Source organism: Chryseolinea soli, from assembly GCF_003589925.1.
GTDB classification, from domain to species: domain Bacteria; phylum Bacteroidota; class Bacteroidia; order Cytophagales; family Cyclobacteriaceae; genus Chryseolinea; species Chryseolinea soli.
Window position 1 is genome coordinate 6,637,248 of the sequence record NZ_CP032382.1, and the last position, 20,755, is coordinate 6,658,002.

The window sequence follows — 20,755 nt, forward strand, 5'->3', positions numbered from 1 at the left end:
CAATTCCACAGCAGAATATTTATATTCGTCGTGACAGTGGGATACCGCTGTTTTTGGTTCATCGACAAATCCTAACCACTAAACCTATATGTTAAATCGCAGACAACTTATCCAACGCCTCTCCGGCTTTCCCCTGCTGGGCGGGCTGTTTGCTGCCACATCCCTACCCACGCTCACGGTTGCCGGCACACCCAAACAGGCACCCAAGCGCGACCTTTATAAAGAGCTCGGCATACGCACCTTTATTAACGCCGCCGGCACGCTCACCTTCATGACCGGTTCACTCATGCACGACGAAGTGCTGGACACCATCACGGGCAGCGCCAAGGACTTCTGTATGCTGGACGAAGTGCAGGACAAAGTAGGCGAACGCATCGCCAAGCTGGTACACTCCGAAGCCGCTGTAGTCACCTCGGGAGCCTTCTCGGGCATGACCCTGGGGTTGGCGGGTATCCTCACCGGTATGGATCAAAAGAAAGTACCGCAGCTTCCCCACCTGGAATACACCGGGATGAAATCGGAAGTGATCTGCCAAAAGGCACACGATATCGGATATAATCAAGCCTTGACCAATACGGGTTGTAAGATCGTGCAAGTAGAGACCGCCGAAGACGTGGCCAAGGCCGTGAACGAACGCACCGCCGTGATGCACTTCCTCAACATCGAAGCCGACAAAGGCAAGATCATGCACGAAGAATGGGTAGCCCTCGGAAAGAAGTTTGGCGTCCCCACATCCATCGACATCGCAGCCGACGTGCCGCCGGTGAGCAACCTCTGGCGCTTCAACGATATGGGTTTCGACTTCGTGGTCGTCTCCGGTGGAAAGGCCATGCGCGGCCCTCAGAGTGCGGGCATCCTCATGGGGAAGAAAGATCTTATTGCCGCCGCCCGCCTGCACATGGCTCCCCGCGGTTCGACCATCGGTCGCGGCATGAAAGTAAATAAAGAAGAGATCCTGGGCATGTATGTGGCCTTGGAGAAGTATGTGAACGCCGATCACGACAAAGAATGGAAGGAATGGGAAACGGCAATTGCTGTTATCCAGAATGCCGTGAAGCCGCTCAACGGTGTGACCACCGAAATACATGTGCCCCCGCTGGGCAACCATACCCCTACCCTACGCATCGCGTGGGACAAAGAGAAAGTGAAGACCACCGACAAAGATCTGAAGGAAGCCTTGCGCGGCGGCACCCCTTCGATCGAAGTGGGCAACGCCGGCGAGAATGCCATCAATGTGACGGTGTTCATGCTGAAGCCCGGCCAGGAAAAGATCGTGGCCACCCGTCTGAAGGAAGAATTATCAAAAGCTTCTGCATAGCGAACGACGGCACACTATGATGAACAGGCTTCTCCTTTTTGTATTGCTTGTCGGTTGTCATCGTGTGGTCTTCGCGTTTCGCCCCGTCGCCGATTCGGCAACGATCGTGGTGAAGAAGACTGCCGATTTCAAGGTCAATGGTGAAGGCACGGCGCCCGCCTGGGCCAATGCCGCGTGGATACCCGTGACCGTTCAGGAATCCCCCTCCGGCAAATCCATGCCCACGCGGGCCAAAGTGTTGTATTCGGATAAAGGCGTGTATTTTCTGTTTGTCAGCGAAGATCAAAAACTCACGACCACGCTGACGGAAGACTTTGTTGGTTTGTGGAAGGAAGATGTGGTGGAAGTGTTCCTCTGGCCCGATCAAAGCATGCCGGTTTATTTTGAATACGAGCTTTCTCCCATGAACTATGAGTTGCCCATCCTGGTGCCCAATTTCAAAGGACGCGCCATGGGATGGCAGCCGTGGCATTATGCCGATGAACGCAAAACCCAACACGCCACCAGTGCGCAGGGCGGTGAGAAAAAAAGCGGCGCGTCCGTCAAAAGCTGGACGGCCGAGATCTTCATACCCTTCCGGTTGTTGGGCCCGCTCGTGAGCGGCACTCCAAAGCCTGGCGATCGTTGGCGCGCGAACCTTTATCGCATCGACTACGACAACGGAGCCACCTACTACGCCTGGCGCCACACCAGCATGGTGAAGGGCTCCAACTTTCACGAATACGACCGATTTGGTACCCTCTTATTTGAATAACCATCCCAGACCAAACCTCTACCCCCTGCATGATCCTGACGTTAACCCGCAGCCGGCCTTTCAAAGTGATCTTACTCCTGTTTGTCGTTTTCACGCTCACGCGTTGTAAAGACAAACTTCCCCCCGGCGATCCCGGCAACGGAGGCCTCTTGCTCCCGCGCGGATTCGAAGCCGTGGTGGTGGTCGATAGCTTAAGAGGCCGCGCCCGTCAGCTCGCCGTGAATGACAACGGCGACATCTATGTGAAGTCGCGCTTCTCCAAACCCGACGCCCGCAACGTCGTCCTGCGCGACACGAACGGCGACGGCAAAGCCGACAGCATCAAAGAGTTCGGGAGCTATGAAAAAGAAAGGACGTATGGCACCGCCATGCGCGTCCACAAGGGTTATCTCTATCTCAGTTCAGAACTCACTGTGTATCGCTACAAGTTGACGCCGGGTAAGATGGTCCCCGAAGACTCCATCGAGACCATTGTGATCGATGATCACGAACACGGCTCGCACGAACACATCGCCAAACCCATTTGCTTTGACAACAACGGTCACCTGTATGTGCCCTTCGGCGCGCCTTCTAACTCCTGCCAGATCATGAACCGGACGCCACAAAATCCCGGTCAAGATCCTTGCCCGCAACTGGATCTACACGGCGGTGTGTGGCGCTTTGATGAGAACAAACCGCGCCAGACACAAAAAGACGGCATCAAGTTCGCGACCGGCATCCGCAGCGTTGTGGCCATGGAATGGAACCCGATGGACGACAATCTTTACCTCGTCATGCACGGCCGCGACGACTTGTTGAGACTCTGGCCCAACCTCTTCTCACCCTGGCAAAGCGCCGTCTTGCCGGCGGAAGAGTTCCTGAAAGTGACCGAGGGCGCTGACTTCGGATGGCCGTATTGCTATTATGATCAATTGAAAGAAAAGAAAGTGCTGTCCCCGGAGTACGGTGGCAACGGCGACTCGGTCGGACGCTGCGATCAGTTCCAAAAACCACTCATGGGTTTTCCCGGGCACTGGGCTCCGAATGATCTGTATTTTTACAAAGGCGATCAGTATCCTGAACGATATAAGCAAGGCGCATTCATCGCCTTTCACGGATCTACCAATCGCGCACCCTATCCGCAGTCCGGTTACATCATTGTGTTTGTGCCGTTCAAAGACAACAAACCGACCGGTCAGTGGGAAGTGTTTGCTGATGGCTTTGCCGGCGTAGATCCCGTCGTGGATGTGAGCGATGCGGTCTATCGTCCCATGGGCATTGCTGAAGGTCCCGACGGCTCGTTGTATATTTCCGATACGGAGAAAGGAAAGATCTGGAGGATCATGTACAAGGGCGACAAAGCCAAGTTTGGCGCCGAAGACCTGGCGGATATGGAGAAACGCAAACAAGCCACCAACGTTCGCAACCCTGATCCGATCAACGACAACCTCGACAAAGGGAAGGCCGTGGGTGGACAAAAAATTTACGAGACCTATTGCGCCACGTGTCACCAGAAGAACGGCAAGGGGGCCTCCGGAAGATTCCCGCCGCTGATCAACACCGAGTGGGTGAACGGTGACAAAAAACGATTGATTGGCATCGTGCTGAATGGCATGGAAGGCAACCTTGAAGTGAATGGAGAAACCTTCGTCAACGCCATGCCCCAGCACAGCTTCCTTAGCGACGAAGACGTGGCCAAGACGCTGACCTACATTCGCCAGAATTTCGGCAACAAGGCCAGCGCCGTGGAAACCGACGAAGTGACCGCCGTTCGCAAAAAGCTTCCGAAGAAATAGAAAATAGTTTTTTTAATTTATGATTTAACCTTTAAACAATACCCAAAATGAAAGAACAAAGAAGATCGACCCTCAAAAAATTGTTTGCTTCCGCAGCCGGCCTTGTCGGGCTTGGCATCGCCTCCGCTAAAGCCGACGCAACGCCAGAAAAAGAAGTGTTCAACGTGGTGAAAGACGACCAGGATGTACCGCTCTTCTCCGGTTCCACCAAGTTCAACAACCTGGTATTCATCGCCGGCAAAGGCGCCCACTTCGAAGGCGACATCACGGCCCATACCAAACACGTATTGGACGAGTTGGAGAAAGAACTCGAAAAGGCTGGATCGTCCATGAAGAAAGTGCTGAAATGCAGCGTATTCCTTCACGACCTCAACGACTACAAAGCGATGAACGAAGCCTACAAAGGCCGCTTTGGCGATAAGCCCCCGGTGCGTACAACGGTAGCTGTATACGGCGGAGTTCCCGGCGACTCGCTGGTGGAAATTGACTGCATCGCTTATATCTAAATCTTATCCTCCGGAGGAAGTTTTATTACTACGAAACCTAAACATTCAAACAGACATGCTTCGAAAATATATTCTATCCCTTTTAACCGTGCTTTGTTTCGCCGTGTCGTTACAAGCACAAGACTATACCCTATTGATCAAAGGCGGGCATGTCATTGATCCGAAGAACAATATCGACGACATCATGGACGTGGCCATCAAGGATGACAAGATCGCCCTGGTGGCCAAGAACATCGACGCCAAAAAAGCGGCGCAGGTGGTCGACGCCAAAGGCATGTATGTCACGCCGGGCGTTATCGATATTCACTCACACAACTTCTTCGGCACCCAGGAAAATCATTACCTGGGCGACGGATTCGAAGCGCTTCCTCCGGATGGCTTTACCTTCCGGGCCGGTGTGACCACGGTGGTGGATTGCGGCGGTGCCGGATGGAAAACATTCGACACCTTTAAGGCAAACGTCATCGCCCATTCGAAGACCCGTGTGCTTTCCTTCCTCAACATTGTGGGTGAAGGTATGCGCGGCGGCCCTTACGAACAAAACCTCAACGACATGGACGCCAAGCTGACGGCCATGGTGGTGAAACAACACCGCGAGATCGTCGGCATTAAAGTCGCGCACTATACCGGTGCGGAGTGGGATCCGGTGGATCGCGCCGTAGAAGCCGGCAAAAGTGCCAACGTGCCGGTGATCGTGGACTTCGGTGGACACATTCCCAACCTGAGCATCCAGGAACTCTTCACCAAGCACCTCCGCCCCGGCGACATCTTCACACACACCTTCGCGCGCCTGGCAGGACGCCAGCCGATCGTGGGTCCTGATGGAAAAATTCTTCCCTTCGTCGTGGAAGCCCAACGCAACGGCATTGTGTTTGACGTGGGACACGGCGGCGGAAGCTTCACGTTCGTGCAAGCCATACCCGCATTGAAGAGCGGTTTCTTTCCCAACACCATCAGCACCGACCTGCATACCGGTAGCATGAACGCCGGGATGAAAGACCAACTCAACGTGATGTCCAAATTCCTCAGCATGGGCATGCCGCTGCAGCAAGTGATCAAAGCCTCGACCTGGAGCCCCGCCCAAGTGATCCATCGCGACGACCTCGGTCACCTCACCGCCGGTGCCGGCGCGGATGTCGCGGTCTTTAGTGTGTTGACGGGAAAATTCGGATTCATCGACTCCAGTGGCGCCAAATTCCAGGGTACGCAGAAATTTGATTGTGAGCTTACGCTGCGCGATGGCAAAGTCGTGTGGGATTTGAATGGTATCTCCAGACCGGCGTGGGACGCGCCGGAGAAAAAGTAAAAAATACATTTAACCTCAGAGACGCAAAGGCGCAAAGAAAGACGCGGAGGTAGCTTGGCGTTTAACTTTGCGCCTTTGCGTCTTTCTATGCTCGCCGACTTGCCCATTGTAGCTTTAGCGAAGACGGGAGCTTAGCGAAGGTGAGGACGGCTTAAATGGTATTTACGCTACGCATGGGCAAGCGCTACAATATCGGGCACCTCCAATATCTTCTTATCCGTGCCAACCGTCACCGTACGGATCATCGCCTTTCCCACCTCCGCCAGCGTGCAGAAATATTTCGGAAAGAGCTTACGGCTCACGGGAAACATCCAGTTCACATATTTATAAAACGATAGCACATTCTTCAACCCCGGCGTAGGCAACATAAATCCCGGCCGGAACGCAATGGCTTGTTTGAAGGGCAGCTTGAACAGGTCGTTTTCCGTTTTTCCTTTCACACGCGCCCACATTCCCTTGCTCTCGGTGGAGTCGGTGCCAGCCCCGGAGACATAGCAAAACGTCATGCCGGGATTTTGTTTGGACAATATCGTCGCCAAGTGCAGCGTGAGCGTGTAGGTCATTTTTGTATACTCCGGTTCCTTCATCCCCACCGACGAAACTCCCAGGCAAAAAAAGCAGGCGTTGTAGCCCGCGAGCTGGCTTTGGATGGGCGTGAGATCAAAAAAATCGGCGTGGACGATCTCCTTTAGCTTAGGATGGGTCACACCGCTGGGCTTGCGGGTGATCACCAGCACGGCTTCCACGGCGCTATCTTGCAAACATTCGTGCAACACGCCCTCTCCTACCATGCCGGTAACGCCGGTGACGATCGCTCTTACAGTGGTCTTCATTTTGTTTTTGTCTTTAGGAATATTGATTTACTTAAAAATTATCGCTTGATCAAGCCTCCTCCCCTTAGGAGATATCATCGCCGTACAGACTCTTGCAAGTGCCTTTACTTAGCGGTAAATTAGGAAACAACCAACCCCCACCGCTATGCCAGTATATTTCTATGTACTTTTTGCAATAGGGCTTTTCACCAGCGACGAGCCTCCCTTTCAACCCCAGGTGGTCGACGATTCCATATCCATCGGCTATGGCCTGGCTATCGGGGATGTAGACGGAGACGGAAAGCCGGATATTTTATTGGCCGACAAAAAACAATTTGTCTGGTATCGCAACGGCGACTGGAAGCGCTTCCTGATGGCCGAAAACCTCACCGCCTCCGACAACGTCTGCATCGCCGCCCGCGACATCGACCGCGACGGCAAAGTGGAAGTGGCCGTCGGTGCCCAATGGAATCCCTCGGAGACGGCCGATACCGTGAAGTCAGGCGCCGTTTTCTACCTTTCCCGTCCCAACGATCCAACCCAGCCCTGGAAAGCCACGGCGCTTCACCACGAGCCCACCGTGCACCGCATGCGTTGGGTCAAGGTCGGCCCTACGCAGTTCCACCTCGTGGTCGTGCCGCTTCATGGCCGGGGAAACGCTAATGGCGCGGGAGATGGTGTGAAGGTCCTGGCCTACATTCCCCCCACGAAGCAACTCGACGACGCCACAAAATGGAAGTATGCCCTGATCGACCGCTCCATGCACCTCACCCACAACCTCGACGTGATCCCGGAGCGAAAAAATGAGTCCATCTACATCGGCGGGAAAGAAGGGATCAAAGCCTTTTACTACGACGGCAAAACCTGGAAACCCGGTCCCGTAGTTGTTGGAGACAAAAGTTTTGGCGAAGTACGCCGGACAACCTCCGGAAACGAAACCCTTGTCGCCGCTGTGGAGCCGATGCACGGAACGGACCTCACGCTCTATGCATCTTCGGGAAAAACAAATACCTTCTCGCGAAACGTGTTAACCACAGGACTCAACCAAGGCCATGCGCTGGCCGTGGGCGATCTTATGGGCCTGGGCAATAGCCAGGTAGTGGTGGGCTGGCGTGAGCCGGATGCCGATAAAAAAACGGGTATCAAAATGTTCATTCCCGCCAACAGCACCTACACCCAATGGAACGCCGTCGCCATCGACGACAATGAAATGGCCTGCGAAGATCTACAGGTGGCCGATTTGAATGGCGACGACAAAAAGGAAATCATCGCCGCCGGAAGAGCGTCGCACAACCTGAAGATCTATTGGAATCATTCACCCGCAAAATAAAAGCGTTCCAGGTTAGCGGGTAACCTGGAACGCTTTCTATGTTTCGACAAAATGTTTGTCTGCGCTTGGGCTTATGCCGGTTTTTTCAGCGAGGCAATCCAGCGATCGATCTTTCCTTCCAACACATTGAGCGGTATGCCACCCGAGTCCAATACCTGGTTGTGGAATTCGGAGATGTTGAATTTGTCGCCGAGTTCTTTCTCCGCCTTGGCGCGCAACTCGCGAATTTTCAACTGGCCGATCTTGTAAGACAACGCCTGGCCGGGGATGGCCATGTAGCGCTCGATCTCGGCCACGATAGACTGTTCCGTTCTTGCTTCATGATCTTTCGAGTATTGAATGGCTTGTTCGCGTGTCCAGCCTTGCGTATGAATGCCGGCATCGACCACGAGGCGGATGGCGCGGTGCATCTCGGCACTCAACATGCCGAAGTATTGATACGGATCGGTGTACAATCCCAATTCCTTACCCAGCGATTCTGAATACAATCCCCAACCTTCGGCATAGGCGCTGTAGTTGGTGATGGTCCTGAATTTCGGGAGCGTTGTATTTTCCATCTGCAACGCGATCTGGTAGTGGTGGCCGGGAATGGCTTCGTGCAGGAACAAGTCTTCGTCGGAAAGGATGTTGTATTTCTTTACGTCGGGAATGGGTACATAAAACACACCGGGACGACTGCCGTCCTTGGAGCCGGGGTTATACTCGGCACTGGCCGATGCCTCGCGGAACGCTTCCGTGCGCCGTACCTCGAAAGGTGTCTTCGGTGCCTTGGAGAACAGTTTGACGAGGTTGGGCTTCATGCGCTCGTGGATTTCGTTGAAGTGGGCGATCACTTGCTCGGGCTTGGTGAACGGTGTCAGTTCCTTTTTTGTGCGCAGGCTCAGGAAGAAGGCTTTGAGATCGCCTTTGAATCCTACTTGCTCTTTCACGGCTTCCATTTCTTTGGTGATCCGGTCCACTTCGCTTTTACCGAGGGCAAAGATCTCGTCGGCAGGTTTTGTGGTCGTGGTGTAGAGTCGGATCAGGTAGTTGTAGTAATCTTTTCCGCCGGGAATTGCATCGATACCCGATTTGTCGGTGGCCGCTTTGAGGTAATCGGTTTCCAGGAATTGTTTGATCTTATGATGGGCCGGAATGATGTGCTTTTCGATCATCTCGGTGTAGGCCTTTGTGAGACGGGCTTTATCGTCGGCCGAAAAATCGGCGGGCATGTTTTTGATCGGTGTGTAGAACAAGTGGTCTTTCACCGGGCCATGGTCCATCGAAGCAAACTGAGGAATGGTTTTCTGCACCAGCACTTTCGGAAGCACATAACCTTCTGCAATGCCTTTCTTCATGTTCACTAATGCGGTGTCGCACCAGGCTTCGTATTTATGCAAACGCGAGAGCCAGTTGTCATAGTCTTGCACCGTCTTGAACGGATGGATGCTGGCGCCGCTGGCCATTTGTCCCACGAACAAGTGCATGGCCGAGAACTGATTCACCGGCATGAGATAGTCCTTGAACTTGAGGCCGTCCAACGCGATGTCGCACTCCCACAGCAACACGTCGTAATTCATTTGGTCGTCTTCCGACAGGCTGGCGCGATCATAGGCGGTGACACGGTCGCGATAGCGTGTGTAGAGTTCTTTCACCTGGTTGCGATAGTCGGCCGTCAGCGTGTTGGGCAACAAACTATCGTACCGGTTGTCGCCGATAACGGTAGCGTTGAGGGGAGAAAATTTCAGGTAGTCTTCATAGAAATCGCTCACCAGGGTGTCGAGCGTGGGCTTGATCGCCGCTACTTCCGATTTCGGGACCTTGTTACAGGCCGCCATGAACAACAGCATCGGGAGGCTTAGCAAAACGAGTTTTCGCATAGTGTTGAGGTTTAGGTTTTGGATGGGGTTGAGTTATTTAACGTGTCGTTCTCAAAGTAAAGAAAGATTTTCACAGACGCGAAATCTTTTCGTCACTATAAAGTTTCGCTCCGGGGTTAACACGCCAAAACGGAAAAAGCCGGTTGTTCACCGGCTTTTCTCCTGTTTTATGTTCGGATCATTTCATAAACGCTCACCCAAACTCACCCCTTTCAGTTCCTCCTGTTTGGTGAACGGCTGGTTATACAACCGTTTGCCCAAGGCTTTGAACAGGGCGTTGGCCACGGCTCCCCCAGTGGGTGGCAGTGCGGGTTCGCCAAGACCGGTGGGATCGATGCCGTTGTTCACAAAATGAACGTCGACGGCCGGCACTTCCTTCATGCGGATAAGGCGGTAGTTGTTAAAGTTCTTTTGCTCTGCGGCCCCGTCCTTAAATGTGAGGCTTCCAAACAGGGCATGACCCAATCCATCCGTTACACCACCCCGCACCTGCTGGTTGGCGCCGCTGATGTTTACCACCACGCCACAATCGGCCGCGGCATGGATCTTTTCCAGCACGGGCTTTCCTTTTTTCATCTCGATCTCGGCCACCTGGGCCACATAAGAGCGATGCGAGAAATAAACGCTGAATCCCTGCGACACCCCTTTCTTTTTGCCCCACTGCGATTTCTCCACCACCAGGTCGATCACGCCCTTCATGCGGTCGATGTCGTACTTGATGGCGCCCACGGGTGTGGTCTTTGCTTTGGCCAGCAGGTCAAGCCGGAAGGCAACAGGATCTTTGCCCGCGGCCATGGCCACTTCGTCGATGAACGCCTGCTCGGCAAACGCCAGGAAGTTGGTGATCGGCGCGCGCCATGCACCGGTGGTGATGGGCGATTTATGTTCTATGGATTCGATGAGCAAATTATCTACAGCGCCCGACGGAAAATTATCTTCACGCGTGCAGTTGCCGGCATTGATGCCCACGCCTCTCAGCTTGTAGCCCACGAGGTTGCCCTTCGCATCCAAGGCTGCCGAAAAGCGATAGCGCACGGCCGGTCGATAGCTGCCACCGGTCATGTCGTCTTCGCGTGTCCAGATCACTTTCACGGGCGCCTTGATGAGGCTCGATAGCTCGGCGGCTTCCAGCACATAGTCAGCTTTTAATCTCCGGCCAAATCCACCACCCAGACGCGTCAACTCCAGGGTGATCTGTTCCGGTGGTATGTTGAGCAACTTGGCGGTCTCGTTGCGCGCCATATCGGGTGTTTGCGACGGCCCCACCAGTTCAACACCATCGGGGCGCACATGCGCAAAGAAGTTCATGGGCTCCAGCGGACTGTGCGACAGGAATGGACATTGATATTCCTTGGTGATCACTTTCGCTGCCGTTTTGAATGCAGCATCCGCGTCGCCATCCTTGCGCTTTACCGACACCACGTTGGGGTCGTTGCTGTCTAACAATTTTTTGAAGAGCTGATCGTGATCGGTGGTGCTCTCCAAGGCTGCTGCACCATCGGGTTCGTATTCGACCTTCAACGCCTTGCGTGCTTTATTCACTTGCCAGGTGGATTTACCCACCACGGCCACATTGTTCTTGAACGTGACCACATCCACAATTCCGGGCATGGCTTTGGCCGCTGCGGCATCGACGGATTTTATTTTTGTACCAAAAGCAGGTGGACGCTGGAGCATGGCAAAGAGCATACCTTCGCGATAAAAATCCAGGCCATACAACGGCTTGCCCGTGATCATCTGTTTGTTGTCGACATTGCGCACAGCCGTGCCGATCAACTTGAAGTCCTTTTTATCCTTCAGCTTTACTTCGGCCGGCACAGCGATAGCCGAAGCGTCGGTGGCCAGTTCGCCATAGGTGGCCTGGCGTCCACTTTCCTTGTGATAGACGACACCTTTCTCGGCCGTCAACGACGACGACGGAACATTCCATCGCTTGGCCGCAGCCTCCAGGAGCATGTAGCGCGCGGTGGCGCCGGCCTTGCGCAGGCGTTCCCAACTGTGGGGAATGGCGCCGCTGCCGCCGGTGACCTGGCGTTCATATTTTTTTGTATCGAGCATGGCCTGCTGCACGCGCACTTTCGTCCAGTCGGCGTCCAGTTCTTCGGCGACGACCATGGGGAACGATGTTTTGATATTTTGCCCCAGCTCGGGGTTGGGCGAGAATATGGTGATCACATCTTCGGGTGAGATCGACAGGTAGCTGTTGAATGAAATATCGCTGCCGGCTACCGTGCCGCCGTGGATCACATTCATGATCTTCGCTTCGGCGCTTTCCCAATGAAAGCCCAGCACGAGGCCACCGCCGGCCGCTGCGGCCAGCTTCAGAAAATCACGTCGACTTGTTTTTGGTATGGAGGTCATGGCGTGGATTATTTAAGTTTGGTAGAGGCCAGGGCAACTGCTTCGCGGATGCGATGATACGTGCCACAACGGCAAATGTTGCCATGCATGGCGTTCTCGATCTGCTCATTGCTAGGCTTAGGATTCTGCGCCAGCAACGCGGCCGCCGTCATGATCTGGCCCGCCTGGCAATAGCCGCACTGGGCCACATCCACCTCATCCCAGGCCAACTGCACCGGATGATCGCCCAATTCGGAAAGTCCCTCGATGGTCGTGACCTTCTTCGCGCCCACCGCCGAAACCGGGAGCGAGCACGAGCGCATGGCCTTGCCATCCACGTGCACCGTACAGGCACCACACTGTGCGATGCCGCAACCGAACTTCGTACCCACCAACCCCAGGTGATCGCGCAACACCCACAAAAGCGGGGTGTCCGCCTCCACGTCGGCTTCGAGGGTCCGTCCGTTGATTTGTAACTTGTAGTTTGCCATGGTGTGATTGTTTTTTTTGGTAAGGTAAGATAGGAAAAACCCCGGCTTTTCGGGGAACGGATTGTGGCCACTGGTCGATGTAGGAGGTGAATGGCGACCCCCGTCGTGTCGCAGGCACAAACTTTCTAAAAACCTACGCTCGTACTTCAAGACACCCCGAATTCCGAGAGCAATGAATCCGGATGTACTTCGCACAGCATAAAACGAACCCCGGCAAACACCGAATGCGTCACACCCCATTCAAACGCATCACCCCACGGATTCAGTGCGCTCTCCACGGGTTCCTTGAAAATGTACGAAGCCGTGTGCCTGCGGAATGACGCGCTTTGCAGAACGCACAGAAGAACTTCCCTATTTATTTTTATTTAAAGGTTATAGCCTTAAACGTATACCCCCCCGCAACAGCCTTCACCCGGATAACATTCTCCCCCTTCTTCAACACCAGGTCCTTCACATCAATCGCCTGCCACTTCCCCGCCGTAGCTTGCACCGGGAGCTCCTTCTTGTAGGCAACACCATTGACGATCACACTGATCTTTCCCCCGCCCTCTTCCGAAGCCACCACGAAAGAAGTGGCTTGCGCACCTGCGCGTGTAGCCTTCACGGTATATTGCAGCCATTCGTCTGTCTCAATATGATCGACAAAATAGTTGCCTGCCGAACCCGGTTCCAAAGTGATGTCCACGCCGTCGTTGCGATAGGTGTGGCCGCGGTTGCCATCGGTGTGTTTGCCGCCGGTAGATACCCAGTAGTTTGCCGAATCCTTATCGAAGTAGGCAAAGCGGTTTCTGCCGAGGTCATAGTCCACAGCCTTTAAGGTGGTGCCCGCCTTGACCGTGAAGGGTTTGAACGGTTTGGTGGCGTCCGTGTGCGGCTGGCGGAACATGGCGTCGATCACGTCGGGATGGTAGATGGTGTTTTCGAGTTTTATGTTGTTGGCCAGTTCGGTCAATCCCTTCGATGCTTCCTCCGGTGAGGGTTGCGGTCCGCGTTTGGCCCAGAAGTCGATGATCTTTTGATAGTCGGCAGGCACCTTCACTTCGAGGGGATTGTTGGCGCCCAGCTTTTTGAGGGGCCACCAGGTCCAGCCGATGTCATTGGATTCCATCAGGTGGATGGCGTCGCGGAACCACACGTTGGAGTTCTCTCCCGTTTCGCCAAGCCAGACGGGCGTTTGATATTGTTCGCGAAAGTCCAGCATGCGCGAAATGGAAGCCTGGTCGTTATAGTTCCAATATTTGTGAAAGCTGATGAGCATGTTCTTGTCCCACGGCGGCAGGATGCCGTTGTAGTTGTTGCCCCAGCAATTGCCTTCGATGACGACGATGTGATTTTTATCCACCTCGCGAATGGCATTGGTAATGTCCATCATCAATTTTTTGAGCGGCACGTTGGTGGTCTCTCCACAGCCGTTTTTGTCTTCCGCTTTTTCAAATCCCCAGTTGGGTTCGTTGATGATGTCGTAGGCGGCGATCCAGGGTTCGTTGGCGTAGCGCTCGGCCAGCTTGCGCCAGAGGGCGATCATCTTTTGCTGATTGGCTTCGCTCTGCCACAACGACGGCTTGGTCGGGTCGCGGTCGGAAATGTTGTTGTCGTTGCCCTGGCCCCCAGGGGCACCGTGGAGGTCCAGGATGAGATAGATCTTGTTGGCCTTGCACCATTCCAGCAGGTTGTCGGTCATGGCGAAGCCTTGCTCCAGCCAGGTCTGCTGGCCCGGTGTGGGCTCTTCTTCAATGGGAAGTGTGTAGAGGTTGTAGTGCATAGGCAGGCGCACCATGTTGAAGCCCCAGGCTTTCAACGAGTCGATGTCGACCTTGCGGGTGTTGTTGGCCAGCCAGGCTTTGTAGAAGGCATCGGTTTGTTCCTTCCCTGCCAACTCGTTCAGCTTGGCGCGAACCACGCGTTGTTGTTGGCCGATTCCCTGCACCCGAAGCATGTAGCCCTCTTGCAGCATCCAGCCGCCCAGACCCATACCACGGAAGATTATTTTTTCGCCTTTGGCGTTGACGATGTATTTGCCTTCGGTTTTGAGAAAGCCCTGGCCGTGAAGGGTTAGGGTGAACGTTAGTAAGAGTACGAATAAGGATACGATGCGTTTTTGAAAAGTCATTTCGTTTGGGTTGTATGCGTTCAGGCCGGGACAACACCACGCCTAGTGCGCGGCGAGTTTAGGCTGGAAAGTAAATGTAGGAATTTATTTGGGTTGTCTTTTCAAGGAAGTACTTCGTACGGTCGACGAAGTGCGTTGTTCCGCAGGCACGCGCTTCCTCTGGCTTCACACGTTTTCAAGGAACCCCGTGGAGAGCAACATTGGATCCGTGTGGTGATGCATTTGAATGGGGTGTGACGCATTCGGTGTTTGCCGGGTTTCGTTTTATTCCGTGCGCAGTATCGCCTCGTTCACTGCTCTCGGAATTCGAGGTGTCTTGAACTACTGGCGGAGGTTTTAGAAAGCTTGTAGCAGCGACACGACGTGCGACATGACGTTGGTCCCTTTTTATCTGGCTGGAATCCGGTACTACCCCAAAAAATATATGCCCCTCTGCTACCAAAAGCCCCGCCGAAACCGTAACTTCCTTTTACAGATCACCCCCCTATCCTGAAACAAAGCCCGGTTTTAAGGTATTGCCTTTATTGAGAATACTATGCCGCTTTACATGGATTTCCACAAGAACGTAGTGGCCACTTTCGATGAAGTGGTATTGGCCCATTTGGCCGACCTGGAAGTGCAGGAGAAGCATCACGTGAAGTATCACAAGTTCTGGATCAACCCGAAAGAGGGCACGATCTACTGTCTCATCGAAGCGCCCGATCGCCACGCGTGCGAGGCCGTGCACAAAGAATCGCACGGACACCTGGCCTGCTCCATCGTAGAGGTCGATCCCGATTTCTTTAAATTGGTTATGGGCGACGGACACCAGGTCGACAATGGCCCCATGCATCACTCCGACGGCTCGCTGGATCTGGGGTACCGGAATATTCTTGCGGTGTCGCTGTGGCATGACCAGGGTGCGCATCCGACGGAGGCGCGCAAACTCGCCTTGGAAAAAATCGCCGCCTTTCATGGACGCGTCATCAAGTGGGCGTCGAACGATCATCTCATCGGCGTGTTCAACGATTCGGTGAACGCCGTGCGCTGTGCCAAAAAGATAAAGCTGGAATTGCTGATCCATCAAAGCCAGGCCGCCGCACAGGCAAATGCCCCTGTACATTTCAAGATCGGCCTGAGCGCGGGGCAACCCATGACAGAAACCTCAGAATTATTCGAAGAAGCCGTGAATCTGGCCTTGCGCTTGTGCACGGTGGCCCGCGATGAAGAGATCTTGGTATCGTCGCTGGTAAAACAGCTTTGCCTGGAGGAAGAACTGGTGGAAAACGACCGGGCCGATGCCGTGAAGTTGCTCAACAACAAGGAAGAAGGATTTATCCTGGAGCTGCTCCGGATCACCGAATCGCGCCTGGCCGACGAGCGATTCACGATCGACACCCTGAGCCGCGACATCGGCATGAGCCGCCCGCAGTTGTACAGGAAAGTTACCGCCCTGATCGGCCGTCCGCCCAACGACCTGTTGCGCGAGTTGCGCATGGAAAAGGCGATGTCGCTCATCAAACAAAAAGCCGGCAACATCTCGGAGATCGCTTTGGAGGTGGGCTATAACAACGCCTCCTATTTTGCCAAGTGCTTCCATGAAAAATTTGGTTGCAACCCTTCGTCCTTCGCGGAAAACCATAAGGGTTGAGATCCATGATCAGATAATGTTGGAGAATGAATAGGTATTGGTGGATTACCTCCCCTGAGGTTGCCTCCTTTGTTCGGCCATTTCAAATACGAATGTGAAGTTCAACCCTAACAAAAATCCTCTATGATCACAACACTAGAAAACGAGACCAGAACCCTTGATGAACAGGCCCTGTCGACCTTGCGCACCCAATTGCGCGGCCTGATCATCACCCGCAACGACGCCTCCTACGACACGGACCGGAAAGTGTACAACGGCATGATCGACAAACGCCCGCTGCTCATTGTGAAATGCCGCGACGTGGCCGATGTGATGGCTACTGTGAATTTTGCACGCGATCAAAAACTGGTGTTGGCCGTGCGGGGCGGTGGCCACAATGGCGGCGGCCTCGGCATCTGTGACAACGGCGTGGTGCTCGACCTCTCCCTCATGAAAAGTATCCGCGTAGACCCGGGCAACAAGACCGTGCGTGTGGACGGCGGCTGCACGCTGGCCGACATGGATCATGCTACCCATGCGTTTGGGTTGGCCGTTCCATGCGGGGTGAACGGCACCACCGGCATTGGCGGACTGGCGCTCGGCGGCGGCCTGGGATACCTGACCCGGCGCTATGGCCTCACGATCGACAACATCCTGGAAGTCGACATGGTGCTGGCCGATGGCTCGTTTGTCACGGCAAATGCAAAACAAAATGAAGATCTGTATTGGGCTGTTCGCGGCGGCGGCGGAAACTTTGGTATCGTCACCTCCTTCCTGTTCAAGGCCCACCCCGTGAGCACCGTCTATGGCGGGCCCATGCTGTGGCATTTGGAAGACGCCAAGGAGATGATGAAATGGTTTGATGATCTCATGCGGAAAGCACCCGATGACCTCTATGGGTTCTTTGCCTTCCTGGTAGTGCCCCCGGTGGCACCATTCCCGCCGGAACTGCAGTCCAAGAACATGTGTGGCATTGTTTGGTGTTACACCGGCGCACTGGAGGATGCTGAGAATGCATTCAAGCCCATCCGCGCCTTCAAAAAACCTGCCCTCGATTTTGCGGGCCCGATTCCTCACCCGGTGCTCCAAAGCTTGTTCGACGCTTTATACCCGGCCGGCATGCAGTGGTACTGGAAAGGCGACCACGTGAACACGTTGCCCGACAAGGCCATCGACATTCACCTGAAATATGGCTCGAACCTGCCCAGCATGTTCTCGACCATGCACCTGTACCCCACCAACGGCGCCGCCGCCAAAGTAGGAAATAAGGATACGGCCTGGAACTACCGCGACAGCACCTACACCATGGTGATTGCCGGCATCGATCCGGATCCAGTCAAAAAAGATGTCATCACCGATTGGGCGCGGCACTACTGGGAAGATCTTCATCCCCACAGCGCCGGTGGTTCCTACATCAACTTCATGATGGAAGAAGGCCAGGATCGCATCAAGGCCACCTATGGCGACAACTACGACAGGCTGGTGACAGTGAAGAAAAAATACGACCCAAAAAACCTGTTTAGTGTCAACCAGAATATAAAGCCGTGAGGCATTCCTAAACATCTCCTGCGTCCCGCCATCGCACAACGCGCCGGGCGCAGGAGATTATTTTTTTACGCCGGGAGCCGCAAATTTCTGGTAATAAAATGCCGGGATCAGCAACATGAGCAAGGTGGGATTTAACACGAGCCGGTGCAGGAAGGAGATCAGCGGCCCGTTGTAGGAAGGAAAATACACTTTCAATACGAAATACGGCAAGAGGAAAAACACCAGTCCCGTCAACTGTACGTAGACGGAGAAGATCACGTATTTGCGTTCTTCGAACAAGGCATAGATCAATCCGATGGTCAACGCATCGTTCAGAAAAAAGCGAAGGGTGCGGTTGAACAGGAAGTGACTTAGTTTTGAATCGCCAAAGCCCACCCACGCGGCCACGTCCACGCGTTGCAAAAGAAACACGGCAATCAATCCCGCGACACTGAAGACACCCCAGGCGATGCGATAGCCCTTCATGCTTTTTGCCGTTTAACCCCGGAATATTTTCGCACCCACCAGATCCACAAGACGAATACGACGACATAAAGAAATGCCGTGAACAAATATTTATGGGTGAAGTACATCGCGTTAGGCATATAGATCGCCACCCAAAACAACAAAATGAGGCGCCCGAGATTGGCCACGTGCAGAATGGCAAGTCCAAGGGGCGCAAACCACCACAACGGTCGGCTTATGGGCCCGAACGCAAACAGGAAAGCCAGAAAAATGATAGCGACGTTGATGCCGTTACATCCCTCGTAGACGGCCAGGATATTACGGTCCTCGAACACGATGTTTGTGATGGGCGATTTCGTCTCGTCATGAATCTGCGTGGGCCAGCCGCACACATTCAATATCCCTGATGTCTGGCGAGTGGCTTCGCGTGTGGCCCCGTCTACCTGGGGGCGATAGCTCGAGACATAGGCACCATACAGCAAATTGACGACGACGTAGATGCCTACAAACTTGAGGAGAAAAAATATGGTCGGTTTGAATTCGTGCAATGACATGGACATGCGTTCTGTTTTTTTTACTTCCCTATCCGGTTGGCGATGACGAACGCACGATCACTTTTGCAGGCACCCCTACGGCCGTAACTCCCGGACCAATGTCCCGGATGACCGCGGCGCCCATGCCGATCTTGCTCCTGTCGCCGATGTGCACCCGGTTCTTGATGTTGGCTCCCGCACCGACGAGCACTGCTTCGCCAATGGTGACCTGGCCGGCAATGTTCACGCCGGGCATGATGGAAGAACAATCGCCGATCCGCGAGTCGTGGCCCACGGTGCAGTTGAGGTTTAGCAACACGTGTTTGCCCAATACGATGTCGTTGGTGAGCACGCTGCCAGCACAGAGGATGCTCCCCACGCCGATTTGTATGGCATATTCATCCTGGAGGATGACCGAAGGATGCTTCAATACAGGAAAGACGACCCGTGCCGGATCGATCCGCTGGGCCACGGCGGCCTTGCTGACCGGGTCGCCCAACGCCAAAATTAAATGTATCGGATCGTGGAAGGCTTCCAGCACCTCCACACTGCCCAGCACGCGAAGATCGTTTATCGCGGTGCGGGGTGCGATGGCGTCGTCGAGGAAACCGATGGGCTTGAAGCCTCCCGCCGCACGGGCCAGCGACAGCACTTCCCTGCCCAATCCTCCTGCGCCATAGATCAAGAGCGGTATCATAGGGGTGGCGTATTATATTTGATGACCCGGGCGGGATTTCCTACCACCACGGCATAGTCCGGCACATCCCTGACCACTACGGCGCCTGCCCCCACCGTTGCCCAGGCGCCAACTCTTTTGCCGGGAATAATGGTTGCCCCGGCTCCGACAAAGGCTCCCTGGCCCACCTGCACCGTGCCACACAAGATGACGCCCGGCGCCAGGTGCACAAAGTCGGACAACACACAATCGTGGTCCACCTGCGCGCCTGTGTTCACAATGACATGCTCGCCAACGCGCGCCTGTGCCTGTACGATCGCTCCATGCAGGATCATGCTGCCCGCACCCACCTCAGCAAACGGCGACATGACCACCGACGGGTGGACAGTGCTCGTAAACCGGTGGATGGTACCACTCACCACCCGTTTGCGCACGGCATTGTCGCCGATGGCCACGATGGCGTGGGCGTCGGCACGGAATGACCGGTCGTAGACGCCGCGCTGTGGCACGCCAAACAAGGTTCCCGAAAACTTGGGATCGAACAGGGCGATCACGTTGGCCCCTTGCGCCAGGAGACTGTCGAGCACCACGCGGGCATGCTCGCCACCTCCCTGAAGAATTACATCATTGGTTCCCACGAAATTTTTCCATTGTTACAGATGTCTCACTACTGATGCCTTCGGCCTTGAACACTTTGAGGACCGTTAAAAATAAGATTTTCAAATCTAATCCCAACGAAATATGCTCCACATACCATACATCATAGGCAAACTTCTTGGGCCACGACACCGTATTGCGCCCATTCACCTGCGCCCACCCCGTGATGCCAGGCTTCACGTCGTGGCGGCGCGCCTGCTCGGCGCTGTACAGCGGCAAATATTCCACCAGCAGCGGCCGGGGTCCCACAAAGGACATATCGCCTTTCAAAACGTTGAACAACTGCGGCAACTCGTCGAGGGAAGTTTTCCGGATGAACTTCCCGATCGCCGTGAGACGCTTTTCATCGGGGAGCAAATGGCCGTGTGCGTCGCGCTCGTCGGTCATGGTTTTGAATTTCACCACGGTGAAGATCCTGCCGTTCTTGCCGGGACGGGGTTGCGTGAACCAGATCTTGCCGCGGTTGGCGATGAGCAACATGACGATGCAAATCAAAAGTATGGGTGAGGCCACTACTAAGATGATGAAGGAGCAAAAGTGATCGAAAAAAGGTTTGACTACGTGGGTGTACAAGGATACTGAAGTTAACGGCCTAAAATTAAGGAATTTTGGGCAATCGGACGGATGAGCCGGCAACGTGCTGGGGGACATGGAGATGAGGAGGACGACTATACTTCATGAGACTAC

At 54.4% G+C, this 20,755-nt stretch carries 18 protein-coding genes; 8 read left to right on the plus strand and 10 right to left on the minus strand.

The genetic code is table 11. The features are described 5' to 3' along the window. Positions 1-88 precede the first annotated feature (88 nt). The 5 genes from D4L85_RS27685 to D4L85_RS27705 are packed head-to-tail and all read left to right on the plus strand — an operon-like array spanning position 89 to position 5,659. Positions 89-1,318: an aminotransferase class V-fold PLP-dependent enzyme gene (locus D4L85_RS27685; RefSeq protein WP_119757351.1), complete on the plus strand. Its 1,230-nt coding sequence runs from the start codon at positions 89-91 to the stop codon at positions 1,316-1,318. Between the two features lie 16 nt (positions 1,319-1,334). Further along, positions 1,335-2,072 carry a carbohydrate-binding family 9-like protein gene (locus tag D4L85_RS27690; RefSeq protein ID WP_119757352.1) on the plus strand — a complete coding sequence of 246 codons (738 nt, stop codon included), beginning with the start codon at positions 1,335-1,337 and terminating at the stop codon, positions 2,070-2,072. Positions 2,073-2,101: 29 nt separating this feature from the next. Next, the gene (locus D4L85_RS27695; RefSeq protein WP_119757353.1) at positions 2,102-3,847 is read left to right on the plus strand and encodes a PQQ-dependent sugar dehydrogenase; all 1,746 of its coding nucleotides are present in this window, start codon (positions 2,102-2,104) and stop codon (positions 3,845-3,847) included. Between the two features lie 47 nt (positions 3,848-3,894). Next, positions 3,895-4,353, plus strand: coding sequence for a RidA family protein (locus tag D4L85_RS27700; protein ID WP_119757354.1), 459 nt, complete (start codon positions 3,895-3,897; stop codon positions 4,351-4,353). 55 nt (positions 4,354-4,408) lie between these two features. Further along, a complete protein-coding gene (locus tag D4L85_RS27705; protein ID WP_119757355.1) occupies positions 4,409-5,659 on the plus strand; it encodes an amidohydrolase/deacetylase family metallohydrolase in 1,251 nt (416 codons plus the stop codon). A 167-nt stretch (positions 5,660-5,826) separates the two neighbouring features. Here D4L85_RS27705 and D4L85_RS27710 read toward each other — a convergent pair whose 3' ends face one another. Then, positions 5,827-6,492: an NAD-dependent epimerase/dehydratase family protein gene (locus D4L85_RS27710; protein ID WP_119757356.1), complete on the minus strand. Its 666-nt coding sequence runs from the start codon at positions 6,490-6,492 to the stop codon at positions 5,827-5,829. A gap of 145 nt (positions 6,493-6,637) precedes the next feature. Between D4L85_RS27710 and D4L85_RS27715 the strand changes: the two genes are divergently transcribed. Further along, the gene (locus tag D4L85_RS27715) at positions 6,638-7,801 is read left to right on the plus strand and encodes an FG-GAP repeat domain-containing protein (RefSeq protein ID WP_119757357.1); all 1,164 of its coding nucleotides are present in this window, start codon (positions 6,638-6,640) and stop codon (positions 7,799-7,801) included. 71 nt (positions 7,802-7,872) lie between these two features. On the opposite strand, the gene D4L85_RS27720 is transcribed toward D4L85_RS27715, so the two are convergent. From D4L85_RS27720 to D4L85_RS27735, 4 genes are all read right to left on the minus strand, one after another. Then, positions 7,873-9,660, minus strand: a complete 1,788-nt coding sequence (locus D4L85_RS27720; RefSeq protein WP_119757358.1) for a DUF885 domain-containing protein — start codon at positions 9,658-9,660, stop codon at positions 7,873-7,875. Positions 9,661-9,843: 183 nt separating this feature from the next. Then, positions 9,844-12,021: a molybdopterin cofactor-binding domain-containing protein gene (locus D4L85_RS27725; protein WP_119757359.1), complete on the minus strand. Its 2,178-nt coding sequence runs from the start codon at positions 12,019-12,021 to the stop codon at positions 9,844-9,846. Between the two features lie 8 nt (positions 12,022-12,029). Further along, on the minus strand, positions 12,030-12,491 hold the full coding sequence (locus D4L85_RS27730; RefSeq protein WP_119757360.1) for a (2Fe-2S)-binding protein: 462 nt from the start codon (positions 12,489-12,491) through the stop codon (positions 12,030-12,032). Between the two features lie 361 nt (positions 12,492-12,852). Next, a complete protein-coding gene (locus tag D4L85_RS27735) occupies positions 12,853-14,601 on the minus strand; it encodes a cellulase family glycosylhydrolase (protein ID WP_119757361.1) in 1,749 nt (582 codons plus the stop codon). Between the two features lie 547 nt (positions 14,602-15,148). On the opposite strand from D4L85_RS27735, the gene D4L85_RS27740 reads away from it, so the two are divergent. Both D4L85_RS27740 and D4L85_RS27745 read left to right on the plus strand, forming a co-directional pair. Next, entirely contained in the window at positions 15,149-16,231 is a 1,083-nt protein-coding gene (locus tag D4L85_RS27740; RefSeq protein ID WP_160144043.1) for a nickel-binding protein, read from the plus strand. Between the two features lie 123 nt (positions 16,232-16,354). Next, complete coding sequence (locus D4L85_RS27745; protein WP_119757363.1) at positions 16,355-17,758, plus strand: FAD-binding oxidoreductase; 1,404 nt, start codon at positions 16,355-16,357, stop codon at positions 17,756-17,758. Positions 17,759-17,815: 57 nt separating this feature from the next. Here D4L85_RS27745 and D4L85_RS27750 read toward each other — a convergent pair whose 3' ends face one another. Genes D4L85_RS27750 through D4L85_RS27770 form a run of 5 tightly spaced genes read right to left on the minus strand, consistent with a single transcriptional unit; the run spans position 17,816 to position 20,641 of the window. Beyond that, a complete protein-coding gene (locus D4L85_RS27750; RefSeq protein ID WP_119757364.1) occupies positions 17,816-18,223 on the minus strand; it encodes an exosortase F system-associated membrane protein in 408 nt (135 codons plus the stop codon). Beyond that, positions 18,220-18,762, minus strand: a complete 543-nt coding sequence (gene xrtF, locus D4L85_RS27755) for an exosortase family protein XrtF (RefSeq protein WP_119757365.1) — start codon at positions 18,760-18,762, stop codon at positions 18,220-18,222. The genes D4L85_RS27750 and xrtF overlap by 4 nt, the downstream gene beginning before the upstream one ends. A 22-nt stretch (positions 18,763-18,784) precedes the next feature. Beyond that, positions 18,785-19,432, minus strand: a complete 648-nt coding sequence (locus D4L85_RS27760) for an acetyltransferase (protein WP_119757366.1) — start codon at positions 19,430-19,432, stop codon at positions 18,785-18,787. After that, positions 19,429-20,049: an acetyltransferase gene (locus D4L85_RS27765; protein WP_119757367.1), complete on the minus strand. Its 621-nt coding sequence runs from the start codon at positions 20,047-20,049 to the stop codon at positions 19,429-19,431. The genes D4L85_RS27760 and D4L85_RS27765 overlap by 4 nt, the downstream gene beginning before the upstream one ends. Further along, complete coding sequence (locus D4L85_RS27770) at positions 20,036-20,641, minus strand: sugar transferase (protein WP_228450650.1); 606 nt, start codon at positions 20,639-20,641, stop codon at positions 20,036-20,038. Before D4L85_RS27770 ends, D4L85_RS27765 begins: the two co-directional genes overlap by 14 nt. Positions 20,642-20,755: the final 114 nt, after the last annotated feature.

What these genes read in the sequence shown, in the direction of transcription:
- D4L85_RS27685 (WP_119757351.1), top strand. Translation starts at nt 89, where the DNA reads ATGTTAAATCGCAGACAACTTATCCAACGCCTCTCCGGCTTTCCCCTG.
- D4L85_RS27690 (WP_119757352.1), top strand. Translation starts at nt 1,335, where the DNA reads ATGATGAACAGGCTTCTCCTTTTTGTATTGCTTGTCGGTTGTCATCGT.
- D4L85_RS27695 (WP_119757353.1), top strand. Translation starts at nt 2,102, where the DNA reads ATGATCCTGACGTTAACCCGCAGCCGGCCTTTCAAAGTGATCTTACTC.
- D4L85_RS27700 (WP_119757354.1), top strand. Translation starts at nt 3,895, where the DNA reads ATGAAAGAACAAAGAAGATCGACCCTCAAAAAATTGTTTGCTTCCGCA.
- D4L85_RS27705 (WP_119757355.1), top strand. Translation starts at nt 4,409, where the DNA reads ATGCTTCGAAAATATATTCTATCCCTTTTAACCGTGCTTTGTTTCGCC.
- D4L85_RS27710 (WP_119757356.1), bottom strand. Translation starts at nt 6,492, where the DNA reads ATGAAGACCACTGTAAGAGCGATCGTCACCGGCGTTACCGGCATGGTA.
- D4L85_RS27715 (WP_119757357.1), top strand. Translation starts at nt 6,638, where the DNA reads ATGCCAGTATATTTCTATGTACTTTTTGCAATAGGGCTTTTCACCAGC.
- D4L85_RS27720 (WP_119757358.1), bottom strand. Translation starts at nt 9,660, where the DNA reads ATGCGAAAACTCGTTTTGCTAAGCCTCCCGATGCTGTTGTTCATGGCG.
- D4L85_RS27725 (WP_119757359.1), bottom strand. Translation starts at nt 12,021, where the DNA reads ATGACCTCCATACCAAAAACAAGTCGACGTGATTTTCTGAAGCTGGCC.
- D4L85_RS27730 (WP_119757360.1), bottom strand. Translation starts at nt 12,491, where the DNA reads ATGGCAAACTACAAGTTACAAATCAACGGACGGACCCTCGAAGCCGAC.
- D4L85_RS27735 (WP_119757361.1), bottom strand. Translation starts at nt 14,601, where the DNA reads ATGACTTTTCAAAAACGCATCGTATCCTTATTCGTACTCTTACTAACG.
- D4L85_RS27740 (WP_160144043.1), top strand. Translation starts at nt 15,149, where the DNA reads ATGGATTTCCACAAGAACGTAGTGGCCACTTTCGATGAAGTGGTATTG.
- D4L85_RS27745 (WP_119757363.1), top strand. Translation starts at nt 16,355, where the DNA reads ATGATCACAACACTAGAAAACGAGACCAGAACCCTTGATGAACAGGCC.
- D4L85_RS27750 (WP_119757364.1), bottom strand. Translation starts at nt 18,223, where the DNA reads ATGAAGGGCTATCGCATCGCCTGGGGTGTCTTCAGTGTCGCGGGATTG.
- xrtF (WP_119757365.1), bottom strand. Translation starts at nt 18,762, where the DNA reads ATGTCCATGTCATTGCACGAATTCAAACCGACCATATTTTTTCTCCTC.
- D4L85_RS27760 (WP_119757366.1), bottom strand. Translation starts at nt 19,432, where the DNA reads ATGATACCGCTCTTGATCTATGGCGCAGGAGGATTGGGCAGGGAAGTG.